This window comes from Pseudomonas sp. IPO3749 (assembly GCF_013386605.1).
Taxonomy (GTDB): domain Bacteria; phylum Pseudomonadota; class Gammaproteobacteria; order Pseudomonadales; family Pseudomonadaceae; genus Aquipseudomonas; species Aquipseudomonas azotoformans_A.
This window is the reverse complement of the sequence record NZ_JACARN010000093.1, coordinates 26,793-42,128: the sequence shown is the minus strand read 5'-3', so window position 1 is coordinate 42,128 and position 15,336 is coordinate 26,793. Positions and strand designations below refer to the sequence as shown.

Here is a 15,336-nt window from a genome sequence, read left to right as displayed (position 1 = left end):
ACACCGACCTAAAAAAACCTAAACCCGCATTATTTAATTTCATTAAAACGTTATGATTAAGCATCATTATTCGAAAAGTGGTGCCCATAACAAGGGCGCCACCACAATCGAAAACCAGATGGCACTTTATTAGGACGTAGCTAATATATCGTAACTGACCGCCACGCTGCGCCCGGTCTTCACCGACTCCAACGCACAGTCCGCCAAATGCAACGCATACAGCCCATCGCGCACACTGGTGGGCAGTGCATTGCCGCTGTTCAGTGCATCGATGAACTGCGTCAGCTCATTGCGATACGCATCCGCATAGCGTTCCAGGAAAAAGTGCTGCAACGGCTCCAGCGCCTCGGTGTGTTCGGCGCTCCAATGGCGCAAGGTGCTCGGGCGGTGGTTGTCGGTGAGCAGCACGCCGTTGGCGCCGGACACTTCCACGCGCTGGTCGTAGCCGTACACCGCCTGGCGGCAGCAGTTGATGTGGCATTGCTTGCCGGAGGCGGTGCGCAGCAGCACCATTACGCTGTCGTAGTCGTCGATCTCGGCCAGGCTCGGGTCCACCAGGCGGCTGGCGATGGCGCTGACCTCCACCGGTTCTTCGCCGAGCAGGTGGCGGGCGGTGTCGAAGTCGTGGATGGTCATGTCGCGCAGGATGCCGCCGGAATGGGCCAGGTAGTCACGCGGCGCCAGGCCGGGGTCGCGGCTGGTGATGATGACCTGGCGCACCGCGCCGATCTGCCCGGCATCGAGGGCTTGGCGCAGGCGCAGCATGTCGGGGTCGAAGCGGCGGTTGAAGCCGAGCATCACCTTGCCGCCTTGGCGCTCCACGGCTTGGGCGGCGTTGCGGGCCTTGGCGATATCCAGGTCGATGGGTTTTTCGCACAGCACGGCCTTGCCTGCGGCCACCGCCGCCAGGAGCAAGTCGATATGCGTGTCGGTAGGCGTGCCGATCACCACCGCGTCGATGTCGTTGCGGGTCAGCACGGCGGCGCAATCGTAGGCAGCCTCGCAACCCAATTGCGTGCTCAGCGCATCGACGCCTTCGCGCCAGGGGTCGGCCACCAGTACCAGCGTGGCATGGGGGTGGGCGGCGACGTTGGCGGCGTGGATCTTGGCGATGCGCCCCGCACCCAGAACGGCGATTCTCAGCATGGTCGAACTCCTGATGTTGTTTTTGAGGGAGTACTTAATCCGGCAGGTTGAACGGTGTGACGATCTGCACCTGGGAGGGCGCAATCGGCCCGGCCTTCCATAGCCGGTGGTACTGCAAGATGTGCAGGAACAGGTGCCGTGCATCGATCTGCAGGTTGTGATCGATGATCGCTGCGACTTTTTCTTCGCGCAGCAGTTGGCGGTTTTCTTCGTCGAGGTCGTGGCCGATAAAGACCTCCAGCGGCCGATCCTGGGCGGCAAAGGCATCGACAATCGCGCGATTGCCGCCGCCGACGCTGTACACCGCCTTCAATTCGGGATGCTGTTGCAGCGCCTGGGTCACCCGCTCGAAGGTGCGGTCGTAAACCCCATAGCCGCCGCTGACATCCAGCACCCGCAAGTGCGCGGCGCGCCCACGTAGCCAGGCACGAAAGCCCATCTCGCGTTCTTCCTCGCCACGGAACAGCTCGCTGCCGATCACCACCGCCACGTCCTGGGGCAGCGCCGGCAGCCAGCGCGACATCAGGTAGGCGGCGGTCTGGCCGGCGGTGCGGTTGTCCATGCCGACGTAACCGATGCGCTCGCTTTGCGGCAGGTCCGTGACCAGGGTAACCACCGGAATGCCCGCCGCGATCAGTTGCTTGACCGCCAGGTTCACCGCCGGCTCATCTGCCGCCTTGAGCACCACGCCCTGGCTGCCGGTGTCCAGGCAGCGCAGCAACTGGTCGTGCATGGCCTGGGGCTCGATCTCTTCGAACAGGTGAAAACGCGGGGCGATCCGGAACGGCGCCAGGCTGCCCAGTTGCGCGGTAATCGCCGCCTGCACCGCCGCGCTGAAACGCTTGGGCGTGTGCATGATCACGTCAACGTGAAAAGTCCGCCCCACCGCCAGGCCGTTTTTCTCCTGGGACTCCAACTCATCCAGCGCCTGTTCAATACGCCGCCGGGTCTGGGCATGCACGCTGCCGCGCAAATGCAGCACACGGTCGACCGTGGCTTTGCTCACCCCCGCCTGGGTGGCGAGCTGCTTGATGGAGAAGTGTTTGGCGCGTTCGAGCATGAGTTTCGCCTGAGGTGTTTTTGAGGTGTTTTTTGGGCGTTACTGAGGTTTCGCAATGCTAGTCTCAGTTTTGCCCGGCGTCGAGCCAGGCGATGAACAACAACAAAAAATCCTGGAGAACTGCATGCCTAACACCGATCTCGCCACGTCGTTTAGCGGCCAATATTTTGTCGTCACCGGCAGCACCCAGGGCCTCGGCGCCGCAGTGGCGCGCACCCTGGCCGAGCGCGGCGCCGCCGGCTTGATCATCTGCGGACGCCGTCGCGCCCAAGGCGAAGAACAGGTACGGCTGCTGGCACAGCTGGATTGCCAGGCGTTTTTTGTCGAGGCGGACCTTGAGAAGGTCGAGGATTGCCGGGCGATCATCGAAGCGGCGCGCACCCACTTCGGCACCTTGCATGGGCTGGTGAACTGCGCCGGGATGTCGGACCGCGGCACCATTCTGGATACCTCGCCGGAGCTGTTTGATCGGCTGATGGCGGTGAATGTGCGGGCACCGTTCTTCCTGATGCAGGAAGCGCTGAAGCTGATGATCAGCAACGGTGTGGAAGGCGCCGTGGTGAATATCCAGAGCGTCACCGGGCATGGCGGGCAATCCTTTCTCAGCGCCTATGCGGCGTCCAAGGGCGCGTTGGCGATCCTCACCAAGAACGTGGCGTTCAGCGCGCTGCGCAACCGCATCCGCGTGAATGGCCTGAATATCGGCTGGATGGACACGCCCCATGAAGATGATATCCAGCGCCAGTACCACGGCGCCCAGGATGGCTGGCTGGAGAAAGCTGAACGCGCACAACCGTTTGGCCGCCTGCTCAAGCCCGAAGAGGTGGCGCGTAGCGTGGCGTTCCTGCTGTCCCGTGAGTCGGGGATGATGACCGGTTCGGTGATCGACCTGGAACAAGGCGTGGTCGGTTGCACCGACGGCGGCAGCCCGCAGCCCAACCAGGCGCTGGGAGGTGTGTGATGTCGGTGTTCGTGACTGAACAGGCCGTGCGCCTGGCGGATTTCAGCGAACTTTGCGCGCAACAGGTCAATCCCGAGGATTACCCGCTGTGCGCGCAAGTGCTGAACAACGTGCCGATCTATCAGGCCCAGACTCTGCGCAACGCTGAGCGTTTGACAGTGATGGATGAACTGCACCGCCTGTTCCGTGACGGGCCAGGGGTGATGGTGGTGCGCCGGGCTTATGAAGACCTGGAAGTGGTGGACCGCCACAGCCAGGTGTTTGAAGCGATTTTCGCCAACGAGGCCGCGCAAGGGGTGGCCGCCGACCACTTCGCCAAAGCCGGCAGCAATGGGCGCATCTGGAATTCGTTGCAGAAAGCCGCGCTGGAGTCGCCCGCCTCTTTTGTCGAGTACTACGCCAACCCGTTGCTGGGCTTGATCGCCGAGGCATGGCTGGGCCCGAGCTATCAGGTGACCGCCCAGGTCAACGTGGTGCACCCCGGCGGCCAGGCGCAGCAGCCCCACCGTGATTACCATTTGGGGTTCCAGACCAATGACGTGGTGGAGCGCTTTCCCCTGCCCCTGCACCTGTTGTCCCAATACTTGACGCTACAGGGCGCGGTGGCGCACTCGGACATGCCGCTGGAAACCGGCCCGACCCAACTGCTGCCGTTTTCCCAGCAATACGCCCTGGGTTATCTGGCGTGGCGGCGCCCGGAGTTCATCGACTACTTCCAGCAGCATGCCGTGCAGTTGCCGCTGAACAAGGGCGACCTGTTGTTCTTCAACCCGGCGCTGTTCCATGCCGCCGGCACCAACCGCACGCCGGACCGCCAGCGCATGGCCAACCTGCTGCAGATCTCCTCGGCATTCGGCAAACCCATGGAAGCCCTCGACCGCGATCGCATGATGCTCGCGGTGTACCCGGCCTTGCTCGATAACACCGCACTGGATGCCCAGGCCGTACACGCCGTGATTGCCTGCACCGCCGACGGCTATTCCTTCCCCACCAACCTGGACACCGACCCACCTTTGAAGGGCCTGGCCCCGCAAACCGGGCAGCAGTTGATGCAGCAAGCCCTCGACGAACGCTGGCCGCTTTCGGACTTTGCCGCTGCCGTGGCGCAGATGCGAGCCAAACGCCAAGCGTGAACCCTCTGTTTTAACAACAACAAGAAGAACGGAGCACCACCATGAAGAAGCAAGTCCTTGCGGCACTCTTTACCCTGGCAATCAGCCCCTGGGCGCTGGCCGATATCCGTATCGGCGTGAGCATCGCCCAGGTCGACGATGTCTTCCTCGCGCAAATGCGTGACTACATGGCCGCCCACGCCAAGGCACTGCCCGGCGTAACCCTGCAATTCGAAGACGCCCAGGGCGACGTGGTGCGCCAGCTCAACCAGGTGCAGAACTTCACGGCCCAAGGCATGGACGCGATTATCGTCAACCCGGTGGACACGGCGGCCACGCAAAAAATGACCGCCAATGCCCAGCAGGCCAAGACCCCGCTGGTCTACGTCAACCGCCGCCCGGATGCCCAGCAGTTGCCACCGGGTGTGGGCTACGTGGGCTCGGATGAGGTCAAGGCCGGTGAAATCCAGATGCGCTACCTGGCCGAAAAAATGGGCGGCAAGGGAAACCTGGCGATCATGCTCGGGCTGCTGTCCAACAACGCCACGCACAACCGCACGCTGGGGGTGAAGAGCGTGCTCAAGGAGTATCCCGACATCAAGATCGTCGAAGAGCAGACCGCCGAGTGGCAACGCAACAAGGCGATCGACTTGATGAACAACTGGATCGTGTCCGGGCGCAAAATCGACGCGGTGGCGGCGAATGCCGATGAAATGGCGATCGGCGCGGCCATGGCGATCAGCCAGGCAGGCATGCAGCCGGGCAAGGACATCCTGGTGGCCGGCAGCGATGGCGGCCCAGCGGGGTTGGACGCGGTCAAGAAGGGCCAGTTACTGGTGACGGTGTACCAGGACAATAAAGGCCAGGCGGTGGGCTCGATTGACCTGGCGGTGAAGATGGTGAAGAAGGAGCCGTACACGGCTGAGCTGACGATTCCTTATCAGCAGATCACCAAGGAGAACTACCAGGCCTTTCTCAACCCTTGAAACCTCACTCAATTTCTCCTGCGACTCGACCTAATGTGGCGAGGGAGCTTGCTCCCGCTGGGCTGCGAAGCGGCCCCGCTCTTTGTTTAAAAGAACGGGACTGCTACGCAGTCCAACGGGAGCAAGCTCCCTCGCCACAGGTACGGTGTTCGCCCTTGTTTGAATGGCAGGTAAGTCAAGACGGTCGCGACCTATTCACCACCAGATAAAGCAACGGCCCCACCGACACAAAAACCGCCGTCAGCACAAAATACGGCAGCAACGACACCACCGAGCGCCCGCGCCGCTGCGCATCCCGGTACATCCACATACACGCCAGCAGCGCCATCAGGTACAGGTCGATCACCACCTGCGCGGTGTCCGGCCGCGACATCAATTCGCGACCAAAGGCCAACAGCGACTGTTCGGCCGTCAGCATCGTCGCCAGGGTGTACAGCGAGAATCCCAGCAAACCGGCCAGGGCGATAAAGCGACTGTTCATGGGTTCTTCCTTGGCGTGATAGAGGCCCCACGTTAGTGATAAGATTCGGCCCCTCGCAATGACCTCGGAGGTCATGATTCCGCCATGGACAACCTTGTTACTGCCGGCGAACAGCTGCGCCAACTGCGCAAGCACGCCAAGCTGAGCCAACTCGACCTGGCCCTGATCACCGGCATTTCCCAGCGCCACCTCAGTTGCATCGAGACCGGCCGGGCCAAGCCAAGTCCCGGCACGTTACACAACCTGTTGACCACGCTGGAGGCACCGCTGGAGCAGTGCAACCGCGTTTTCCTCGCCGCCGGTTATGCGCCGCGTTACGCCGCCACCCCACTCGCCTCGCCCGCCATGGCAGCGATCCGCGAAGCCGTCAGCCATGTGCTGCACGCCAACAACCCAGCCCCTGCCATCCTGCTGGGCAGCGAGTGGGAAGTGCTGGCGGCGAATGCCAGCACCGGCCTGCTGTTTGAATTGGTGGGTATCCGGGCGGATGCCGCTGAGGGCATGAACTTGCTGACGACGCTGCTGCAGCCAGGCGGCCTGGGCGATCACCTGAGCAATGCCGAGGAGATCCGCACACTGGCCTGGCAGCGCGCCACACGTGAGGCGTTGGGCAATGCTGAACTGGCCGCATTACTGTCGAGTTTGCCGACACCGGCCAACACCGAACTGCCCGCACACATGCCGCCGCTGGTACTGACCCGCGTGCGCTCACGCCAGGGTGAACTGAGCTTTTTGTCCACCTTCACCACGTTTGGCATGCCCCAGGACATCACCCTGACTTCCCTGCGGATCGAACATCTGATTCCTGCGGACGAGGCCACCTGGCAGGTGATGCGCGGCGCCTATGCGGAGTATGCCGCGCTGGTTTTGTGAAATATCTGTCCGTAGACTGCCGCCATACCCCCACTTGAAGGCGGCGAAAAAAACGTGATGCAAGTTACCGAAGTCTCCATTGCCCAATTGCGCGCTGCGCTTGAATCCGGCCAGACCACGGCCGTTGAACTGGTCAACGCCTACCTGGCGCGGATCGACGCCTACGACGGCCCGCAGACCGCCACCGCCTTGAACGCCGTGGTGGTGCGCAACCCCGAGGCCCTGAAAGAAGCCGAGGCGTCCGATGCACGCCGGGCCAAAGGCGAAACCCTGGGGCCATTGGATGGCATTCCTTACACCGCCAAAGACAGCTACCTGGTCAAGGGCCTGACCGCAGCCTCCGGCAGCCCGGCGTTTGCCCAACTGGTCGCCCAGCGTGACGCGTTCACCATCGAGCGCCTGCGCGGCGGCGGCGCCATCTGCCTGGGCAAGACCAACATGCCACCGATGGCCAATGGCGGCATGCAGCGTGGTGTGTATGGCCGCGCCGAAAGCCCGTATAACGCCGACTACCTGACGGCGCCGTTTGCCTCCGGCTCATCCAACGGCGCCGGCACTGCGACAGCGGCCAGTTTTGCTGCGTTTGGCGTGGCCGAAGAGACCTGGTCCAGCGGACGCGGCCCGGCGTCCAACAATGGCCTGTGTGCCTACACGCCGTCCCGTGGCGTGATTTCGGTGCGCGGCAACTGGCCGCTCACACCGACCATGGACGTGGTGGTGCCTTACGCCCGCACCATGGCTGACCTGCTGGAAGTGCTCGATGTGGTAGTGGCCGAAGACCCGGACACCCGTGGCGACCTCTGGCGTTTGCAGCCGTGGGTGCCGATCCCGAGCGTCACTTCGGTGCGCCCGGCGTCCTACGCTGAACTGGCCGTGAGTTCCGAATCCCTCGTCGGCAAACGCTTTGGCGTGCCGCGCATGTACATCAATGCTGACCCCGACGCCGGCACCAGTGAAAAGCCCGGCATCGGCGGCCCCACCGGGCAGAAGATCAACACCCGCGCCAGCGTGATCGACCTGTGGAACGACGCACGCCAGGCCTTGGTTGCGGCCGGTGCCGAAGTGATCGATGTGGACTTCCCGCTGGTGTCCAACTGCGAAGGTGACCGCCCTGGCGCACCCACCGTGTTTACCCGTGGACTGGTCTCCAAGGCGTTCCTCCACGATGAACTGTGGGAGCTGTCGGCCTGGGCCTTCGATGATTTCCTGCGCGCCAACAACGACCCTGCCCTCAACCGCCTGGCGGATGTGGACGGGCCGAAGATCTTCCCCCACGACCCCGGCACCCTGCCCAACCGTGAGGATGACCTGGCCGCCGGCATGGACGAATACGTGCGCATGGCCGAACGCGGTATCACGCCTTGGAACGAGATCAGCACGGTCCCCGATGGCCTGCGCGGTCTGGAGCAAACCCGCCGCATCGACCTGGAAGACTGGATGGACACGCTCGGTCTCGACGCGGTGCTGTTCCCGACCGTGGCTGATGTAGGCCCGGCGGATGCCGATGTGAACGAAGCCTCTGCCGATATCGCCTGGAGCAACGGCGTGTGGGTCGCCAACGGCAACCTCGCGATCCGCCACCTCGGCGTGCCGACCGTCACCGTGCCGATGGGCGTGATGGCCGATATCGGCATGCCGGTGGGCCTGACCTTTGCCGGGCGGGCGTATGACGATTCGGCGTTGCTGCGGTTTGCTTCGGCGTACGAGGCCACCGGCAGCAAGCGCCTGGTTCCGCCACGCACGCCACCGCTGGCAGCCAGCTAAACGCGGTCAAACCTGTGGGAGCGGGCTTGCTCGCGAATACGGTCCTTCAGCCACAACTATGCTGACTGATCCACCGCTTTCGCGAGCAAGCCCGCTCCCACACTTTCGCCTGTATTTCAAATCAGGCGATGTGGAGCACGGCAATCAACTGGATTACCGCATCGATGGCTCAGCCGTGCGCCACTGCAATCATGTCGATCTCCACCGCCGCCGATTTCGGCAACTGCATCACGCCAATCGACGTGCGCGTATGCACCCCGGCAGCACCCAGAATCTCGTGCAACAAATCCGACGCGCCGTTGGCCACTTCACTCTGCTGATCAAAATCCTCGGCACTGCGCACGTAAACGGTGATGCGCGGGATTGCCTTGACCTGGTCCAGCGAACCCAAGGCCTGCTTGAGCAACCCCAAGCAGCGCAAGGCGCTGATACCGGCGGCGATTTGCGCCTGGGCCAGGGTCAGGCTGTCGCCGACCTTGCCCGGCAGCACGATGGCATCGCCGACCCGGGGAATCTGGCCGCTGATGTACAGGTGGTGACCGTCGCGGACCAGTGGCGTGTAGTTGCCACCGACTTTGAATTCGTCCAGCTGGTAGCCGAGGCGTTCTTGGGCGGCCTGGTATTTTTCGTCGGGTGTCATGGGTGTGAATCCTCGTTTCGGCGTTGCCACTCCTCCACCACGTCGCCCAGGGTCTTGGGCACCTCGTTGCGGATCCAGGCCATGAACGGCCGGTCGAATTTGAACCCTGGGCCGCAGTGCTCACGCATGAAGCGGCGTACGTTTTGAGTGTTTTTGTAGTGCGGGGTTACCGGAGTGGCGCGGGTGAGGGTGTCGCTGTGCCAGTCAAAATCCATTTTGTCTCTCGGGCAGTGTCAGTTTTCGGCAGTAGCATAGCGATGTGCTACTGGCACAGGAAGCGAGGCATGATTCGATCAGCGTGTTGAGACATCGTATAAGTTGACCCGTGGTTTATAACGGCTTCAAGTCTAATCTTTTCAAGATATTTCGAAATTTCACTTTCCTTCCCCACCCGAAATATTGCATGGTTGTACGACGACTTAAGCTGTCGTGCCAGCCCCCAACAACAATAAGGAAACACCCATGCAAAACGTCAAAGTGCTGATCGGATTTCTGTGCCTGTTCACCGGTTACGTCGCAGCCGCGCCTGCCCCAGCCGAAAAGGACGTGGCCCAAGCGGTCGACCAACTGACCCAAGCCATGCTGCACCTGGACCTCAAGCAACTTCACGCGCTGACGGCCGACAAGCTCACCTACGGCCACTCCAGCGGCAAGGTGCAGAACAAAGACCAATTCATCGCTGACCTGGAAACCCATACCAGCGCCTTCAAGACCCTGGAAATGCAAAACCAGACCATCACCCTGCAAGGCGACACCGCGCTGGTCCGCAACCACTTCCACGCCCTGGCCGTGAACAGCGGTGTTGAAGTGCCTACCGACATCGACAACTTCCAAGTCTGGCAGAAGCAAAAAGGCAAATGGCTGCTGATCGGACGTCAGGCCTACAAGTACTGATACCTTGCGGTGAGCCGCTGAAACCGGCTCACCACGCCACCACTTTGCGCACCTTGAGCAACGCTTCGCGCAGTGCCGAGATCGGCACCGAACCCAAGGCCAACCGCAACGCATGCGGGACATGCGCCGAGACGGCAAACGGCTCGGCGGTCGACACGGCAATGTTGTCACGCTGCAAGGCCATGGCGATCTGATCGGCCCGGGCGTCTTCCGCCAGGGGTAGCCACAAGAAATACGACGAGGGATGGCTGATCGTGGTCAGCCCTTTGAACACCCGAGCGGCCAGGGCCTGTCGCGCCTGGGCATCCTCGCGCTTTTGCGCCTCAAGCTGCGCCACCGTGCCATCCTCCAGCCATGCCACCGCTATGGCGCTCATCACACCGGGCACATTCCAGGTGGTGGCCATGATGGTGCGCTCCAGCGTCTTGACCCATTCAATCGGCGCCGCGATAAACCCCACGCGCAGACCCGTCGCGACACTTTTCGACAGCCCCCCCACGTACACCGTGCGTTCCGGCGCCAGGCTCGCCACCGGTGGCGGTACGTCTTCAGCCAGAAACGCGTAGGCCGCGTCTTCGATGATCGTCAGATTGTACTGACGAGCGATAGCGACCAGTTGCTCACGCTGGGCCAGACTCATCACCCAACCGAGGGGATTGTGCAAGGTCGGCATGCTGTACACCGCTCGCACCGGCCGCTTGCGACACAGGTTTTGCAAGGCTTCCAGGTCCGGCCCCGTGACCGTCACTGGAATCGCGACAATTTCCAGATGCAGCGTCTCAGCCAGCACCTTGAACCCCGAATAGGTCAACGCGTCCACCGCGATCACGTCCCCAGGCTTGAGTAACGCCATCATCGTCACGGCCAGACCATGCTGGGCGCCGCTGACCAGCAGCACCTGCTCGGCGTCGACACTGAGCCCACGACTGAGCAAATGCCGCGCGAAGGCTGCGCGCTCATGCAGGCGCCCGGCATGAGGCTGGTAGCGCAACAGTGCTTCGAGGTCGCCAGACAGCGCCAATTGGCGCAACGCCGTGCGCAACAGCTCCGCCTGGCCGGGCAACGAGGGATAGTTGAAATTGAGGTCGAGCATGCCCGCCGTCACCGTCATCTGCCCACTGCCCTGCCCTGGCGGCAACGCTATCTCGCGCACGAAGGTGCCACGCCCGGTTTCGCCGCTGACCAGGCCCATGGCTTCAAGCTCGGTGTATACGCGGCTGGCAGTGACCAGCGCCAGGCCGTGCTCGGCGGCCAGTTGCCGGTGCGTCGGCAGCCGCGTGCCGGGCGGCATTTGGCCGCTGCGGATGGCTTCGGCAAAGGAATCGACCAGGGACTTGTAGCGGGCGCGCGGCATTGGGATGTATCCATGACAATTTTTTGATTGTCCTAATGCTCGCCCCTAGGATGGCCAGAACGCAACCCCTCCGGCTACGGATATTCCCTCATGGAACGTACATCCCCCCTCAACACCCTGGACACCAGCACCCAGGGCTGGATCAACGGCTTTATCGGCGTGGTGATTTTCAGCGGTTCATTGCCCGCCACGCGCATGGCCGTGATGGAATTCGACCCGGTGTTTCTCACCATGGTCCGTGCCGCGATCGCCGCCTTTCTTGGCGTGATCCTGCTGTGGCTGTTCAAGGAAAAACGCCCCGCGCGCAATCAGTGGGTGCCGCTGGCGATTGTCGCCTTGGGCGTGGTGATCGGCTTTCCCTTGCTCACCGCCCTGGCGCTGCAATACGTGACCTCGGCCCACTCCATCGTATTCATCGGCCTGCTGCCTCTGGCCACCGCAGTGTTTGGCGTGTTGCGCGGCGGCGAGCGGCCGCGTCCGGTGTTCTGGTTGTTCTCGATTGTGGGCAGTGGGTTGGTGATGGGTTATGCCGTGGCCCAAGGCTTGAGCGCCGCACCGGCCGGCGATCTGCTGATGCTGCTGGCGGTACTGGTGTGCGGCCTGGGTTATGCCGAAGGCGCCAAGCTCTCGCGCAGCCTGGGCGGTTGGCAGGTGATCTGCTGGGCGCTGGTGGTGTCGATACCGGTGGTGGTGCCGTTGAGCCTGATGCTCGCGCCGTCGACCTTCAGCGCCATCAGCCTGCCCGCCTGGTTGAGCCTGGGCTACGTGTCACTGTTCAGCATGTTGATCGGCTTTGTGTTCTGGTATCGCGGGCTGGCCCAGGGTGGCATTGCCGCCGTCGGCCAGTTGCAGTTGCTGCAACCGTTTTTCGGCCTGGCGCTGGCGGCGGGCCTGCTGCATGAGCAGGTCAGCCTGGGCATGGTGCTGGTGACGGTTGCGGTGATCGGCTGCGTGGCCGGCGCGAAGCGGTTCGCCCGTTAACGCTGCGGCGCGACCATCTTGAACTTGATGTTGATGTCGTTGGACACCACGCTGTTGCCGGCCCACTCACCCTCGCCGATCTTGAAGTCGCCACGCTTGAGGATGAACTCACCGTCGAACACGCCAATGCCGCTCTGCTCCTTGAGCACCACGTCCACGTCCACCGGGCGCGTGGTGCCCTTGATGGTCAGGTTGCCGCTGATCGTGTAGCGGTTGTCGCCCAAGGCTTTGACACCGGTGGACTCGTACACACCCACCGGAAACGTCGCGGTATCAAACCAGGACGCGCGTTGCAGTTCGTCATTCGCGTCCGGGCTACCCGCGTCGATGCTGGCCAGCTGGATCTTGAGCAAGGCATGCCCGGTCTCCGGCTTTTGCGTGTCGAAGGTCAAGGTGCCTTCAAACTCGCTGAACGTACCGTACACCCGCTGCCCCAATTGCTTGTAGGTGAAGCTGATCTGGCTGGCGGTTCGATTGACGTCCTTGTACTCCACCGCCTGGGCGCTGGAACCATACGCAAGGATCAGGGCCAGTACGGTGACCGGGGACATAAAACGTTTCATGCAACGCTCCGCAAAGGAAAGGACACAGGTACTGAACTAACACGCCATACCAGGGATTTATTCCATTCGGGCGTTTGTCCTGCTAAACAGAGTAGTCGCCCCACCCATAATAAGGACGTTGCATGCACGCCCCCTCACTCCAGGACATCACCGCGCCGGAAGGCATCTGCTACGGCTGCGGCGGCAGCAACCCCCACGGCCTGCACATCAAGAGCCGCTGGGACATGGACGGTATCCACCTGGTCGCCGAACACCTGCCCGAGGCCCACTACAGCGGCTGGCCCGACCTGGTCTACGGCGGCCTGATCGCCATGCTGGTGGACTGCCACTCCAACTGGACCGCCATGGCCTACCACTACCGCGCCGAAGCGCGCGAACCCGGCAGCCTGCCGCGCATTGACTGCGTCACCGGCAACCTGGGGATCAAATTCATCAAGCCGACGCCCATGGGCATCACCCTCACCCTGCGCGCGCGGGTCGACGGTGACGTGGGACGCAAGATCCGCGTGATTTGCGAGGTGTACGCCGGTGACGTGCTGACCGCCATCGGCGATTCGATCTTTGTGCGTGTCGACACCGGCCAATTGGCCGCCGCCGCCCATGGTCGCGAGGGCTGATCCTGGGCTACATTGACCGCCACCGCTAATCGAGGATGCACCGATGACTCGTCTCACCGCGAAAGACTTTGCCCCCGAACTGCTGGAACTCTATGACGGCTACGCCCACGGCAAGATCAACCGCCGCGAATTTCTCGACCGCGCTGCGCTGTTCACCTTTGGCGGCCTCACCGCTTCGGCCCTGCTCGCGGCCCTGAGCCCCAACTACGCGCTGGCCGAGCAGGTGAAATTCACCGACCCGGACATCGTCGCCGACTACATCACCTACCCATCGCCCAAAGGCAACGGAACGGTGCGCGGCTACCTGGTGCGCCCGGCCAAGGCCACGGGCAAGCTGCCGGCGGTGGTGGCGGTCCACGAAAACCGCGGCCTCAACCCCTACATCGAAGACGTCGCCCGGCGCCTGGCCAAAGCGGGCTTCATCGCCCTGGCCCCGGATGGCCTGACCTCGGTGGGCGGTTACCCCGGCAACGACGAAAAAGGCGTGGCCCTGCAACAGATCGTCGACCCGACCAAGCTGATGAACGACTTCTTCGCCGCCATCGAATGGCTGATGCACCACGACAGCAGCACCGGCAAGGTCGGGATTACCGGCTTCTGTTATGGCGGCGGCGTGACCAACGCGGCGGCGGTGGCCTACCCGGAATTGGGCGCGGCCGTGTCGTTTTATGGACGCCAGCCGGAGGCCAAGGACGTGCCCCGGATCAAGGCGCCGATCATGTTGCACTTCGGTGAACTGGACACGCGGATCAACGAGGGTTGGCCGGCGTATGAGCAGGCGCTCAAGTCCGCCGGAACCACGTATGAAGCGTATATCTACAAGGGCGCCAACCACGGCTTCCATAATGATTCGACGCCACGCTATGACGAGGCGGCGGCGAATCTGGCGTGGGAAAGGACGCTCGGTTGGTTCAATAAATACCTGGTTTAAGCGCTTACGCGTTCACACATCCACCCTTTGAACGCCAGCATCGCTGGCGTTTCAGCCCGCGACTGCAAACGCGTCAACCAATAGCTGCCCGTGCTGATGCCGATATCGAACGGCTGGCGGATCACGTCGCTCTCCAGTTGCCGCGAAAACATCATTGCCGGCGCCAGTGCCACGCCGATGCCTTGCAAAGCGGCCTCCATCATCGCCAACGAAGAATCGAACACGATGCTGCGCGGCACCAGGGTATCGGCTGGCAAACCGGCGGCCTGGAACCACAGGTTCCATTCATCGGCGCGGTAGGAGCGCAGCAAGGTGTGTTTAAGCAAATCTTGCGGTGCGTGCAGTTGCTCGGCCAACTGCGGCACACAGAGTACGGTGAGAGGCGCTTGCAGCAACTCGCAGGCTTCAGTGCCGTGCCAGGCACCCGCGCCGAAGCGGATCGCGTAATCCAGGCCTTCGGCCGCGACGTCGACACGGTTGTTGTGGGTGGACAGGCGCAGGTCGATAAACGGGTAACGACGTTGAAAATCCGCCAGACGCGGCAGCAACCAACCCACCGCGAACGTGCCGACGGCCCCTACGGTGAGGACCTCGCGATAGTGACCGCCTTCAAACTGGCCGAGGGTATGGGCGATACGATCGAAGGACTCGCGCAACACCGGCAACAGGGTTTCACCTTCGCGCGTCAGCATCAGGCCCCGTGGCAGGCGCTTGAATAATGTGACATTAAGTTGCGCCTCCAGGCTTTTGACTTGATGGCTCACCGCCGCCTGGGTCACGCACAATTCGATGGCCGCCCGGGTGAAGCTCAAGTGACGGGCCGAAGCCTCGAACGCACGCAGGGCGTTGAGGGGCAAATGGGAGCGCAGCATGCTTAAACCCTAGATTTTCTAATGGCAGATGCAAGATATCATCGTTTGCCGCGAGGGCGGAACCTGACTAGATTTGCGTCGCCTGCGCAGGCGCCGATCAA

The 15,336-nt window shown here is 62.6% G+C and carries 17 protein-coding genes; 9 read left to right on the top strand and 8 right to left on the bottom strand.

Features of this window, described 5'->3' with window-relative positions; all coding sequences use genetic code 11:
• Positions 1–129 precede the first annotated feature (129 nt).
• Positions 130–1,146 carry an inositol 2-dehydrogenase gene (gene iolG / locus HX812_RS28405; RefSeq protein ID WP_038849579.1) on the bottom strand — a complete coding sequence of 339 codons (1,017 nt, stop codon included), beginning with the start codon at positions 1,144–1,146 and terminating at the stop codon, positions 130–132.
• Between the two features lie 34 nt (positions 1,147–1,180).
• A complete protein-coding gene (locus tag HX812_RS28400) occupies positions 1,181–2,206 on the bottom strand; it encodes a LacI family DNA-binding transcriptional regulator (RefSeq protein ID WP_038849577.1) in 1,026 nt (341 codons plus the stop codon).
• Positions 2,207–2,330: 124 nt separating this feature from the next.
• Here HX812_RS28400 and HX812_RS28395 point away from each other — a divergent pair, with 124 nt between their 5' ends.
• The 3 genes from HX812_RS28395 to HX812_RS28385 are packed head-to-tail and all read left to right on the top strand — an operon-like array spanning position 2,331 to position 5,265.
• Complete coding sequence (locus HX812_RS28395; protein WP_038849573.1) at positions 2,331–3,167, top strand: SDR family oxidoreductase; 837 nt, start codon at positions 2,331–2,333, stop codon at positions 3,165–3,167.
• Positions 3,167–4,300, top strand: coding sequence for a phytanoyl-CoA dioxygenase family protein (locus HX812_RS28390; protein ID WP_038849572.1), 1,134 nt, complete (start codon positions 3,167–3,169; stop codon positions 4,298–4,300). The genes HX812_RS28395 and HX812_RS28390 overlap by 1 nt, the downstream gene beginning before the upstream one ends.
• Positions 4,301–4,341: 41 nt before the next feature.
• Complete coding sequence (locus HX812_RS28385; RefSeq protein WP_038849569.1) at positions 4,342–5,265, top strand: sugar ABC transporter substrate-binding protein; 924 nt, start codon at positions 4,342–4,344, stop codon at positions 5,263–5,265.
• Positions 5,266–5,440: 175 nt separating this feature from the next.
• Here the strand turns inward: HX812_RS28385 and HX812_RS28380 are convergent, their stop codons facing one another.
• On the bottom strand, positions 5,441–5,746 hold the full coding sequence (locus tag HX812_RS28380; protein WP_038849566.1) for a DUF2834 domain-containing protein: 306 nt from the start codon (positions 5,744–5,746) through the stop codon (positions 5,441–5,443).
• An 84-nt stretch (positions 5,747–5,830) separates the two neighbouring features.
• On the opposite strand from HX812_RS28380, the gene HX812_RS28375 reads away from it, so the two are divergent.
• Positions 5,831–6,619, top strand: a complete 789-nt coding sequence (locus HX812_RS28375; protein WP_038849565.1) for a helix-turn-helix domain-containing protein — start codon at positions 5,831–5,833, stop codon at positions 6,617–6,619.
• A 54-nt stretch (positions 6,620–6,673) separates the two neighbouring features.
• A complete protein-coding gene (locus HX812_RS28370; protein WP_038849563.1) occupies positions 6,674–8,383 on the top strand; it encodes an amidase in 1,710 nt (569 codons plus the stop codon).
• Between the two features lie 169 nt (positions 8,384–8,552).
• Here the strand turns inward: HX812_RS28370 and HX812_RS28365 are convergent, their stop codons facing one another.
• The gene (locus HX812_RS28365; RefSeq protein ID WP_038841835.1) at positions 8,553–9,023 is read right to left on the bottom strand and encodes a RidA family protein; all 471 of its coding nucleotides are present in this window, start codon (positions 9,021–9,023) and stop codon (positions 8,553–8,555) included.
• The gene (locus HX812_RS28360) at positions 9,020–9,238 is read right to left on the bottom strand and encodes a DUF6434 domain-containing protein (RefSeq protein ID WP_038841838.1); all 219 of its coding nucleotides are present in this window, start codon (positions 9,236–9,238) and stop codon (positions 9,020–9,022) included. The genes HX812_RS28365 and HX812_RS28360 overlap by 4 nt, the downstream gene beginning before the upstream one ends.
• A 247-nt stretch (positions 9,239–9,485) precedes the next feature.
• Between HX812_RS28360 and HX812_RS28355 the strand changes: the two genes are divergently transcribed.
• Positions 9,486–9,917: a nuclear transport factor 2 family protein gene (locus HX812_RS28355; RefSeq protein WP_016979456.1), complete on the top strand. Its 432-nt coding sequence runs from the start codon at positions 9,486–9,488 to the stop codon at positions 9,915–9,917.
• 28 nt (positions 9,918–9,945) lie between these two features.
• Here the strand turns inward: HX812_RS28355 and HX812_RS28350 are convergent, their stop codons facing one another.
• On the bottom strand, positions 9,946–11,271 hold the full coding sequence (locus HX812_RS28350; RefSeq protein ID WP_038841840.1) for a PLP-dependent aminotransferase family protein: 1,326 nt from the start codon (positions 11,269–11,271) through the stop codon (positions 9,946–9,948).
• A gap of 90 nt (positions 11,272–11,361) precedes the next feature.
• Here HX812_RS28350 and HX812_RS28345 point away from each other — a divergent pair, with 90 nt between their 5' ends.
• Positions 11,362–12,252 (top strand): DMT family transporter, encoded by an 891-nt coding sequence (locus HX812_RS28345; RefSeq protein ID WP_038841842.1) that lies wholly within the window; start codon positions 11,362–11,364, stop codon positions 12,250–12,252.
• Here HX812_RS28345 and HX812_RS28340 read toward each other — a convergent pair.
• Positions 12,249–12,803 carry a YceI family protein gene (locus tag HX812_RS28340; protein WP_038841845.1) on the bottom strand — a complete coding sequence of 185 codons (555 nt, stop codon included), beginning with the start codon at positions 12,801–12,803 and terminating at the stop codon, positions 12,249–12,251. The two genes, HX812_RS28345 and HX812_RS28340, sit on opposite strands and share 4 nt — an antisense overlap.
• Positions 12,804–12,937: 134 nt before the next feature.
• Between HX812_RS28340 and HX812_RS28335 the strand changes: the two genes are divergently transcribed.
• Positions 12,938–13,432 (top strand): PaaI family thioesterase, encoded by a 495-nt coding sequence (locus tag HX812_RS28335; RefSeq protein ID WP_038841847.1) that lies wholly within the window; start codon positions 12,938–12,940, stop codon positions 13,430–13,432.
• Positions 13,433–13,475: 43 nt separating this feature from the next.
• Positions 13,476–14,363, top strand: a complete 888-nt coding sequence (gene yghX, locus HX812_RS28330; RefSeq protein WP_038841849.1) for a YghX family hydrolase — start codon at positions 13,476–13,478, stop codon at positions 14,361–14,363.
• Here the strand turns inward: yghX and HX812_RS28325 are convergent.
• Complete coding sequence (locus HX812_RS28325) at positions 14,360–15,235, bottom strand: LysR family transcriptional regulator (protein ID WP_038841851.1); 876 nt, start codon at positions 15,233–15,235, stop codon at positions 14,360–14,362. The genes yghX and HX812_RS28325 overlap by 4 nt on opposite strands.
• Between the last annotated feature and the right edge of the window lie 101 nt (positions 15,236–15,336).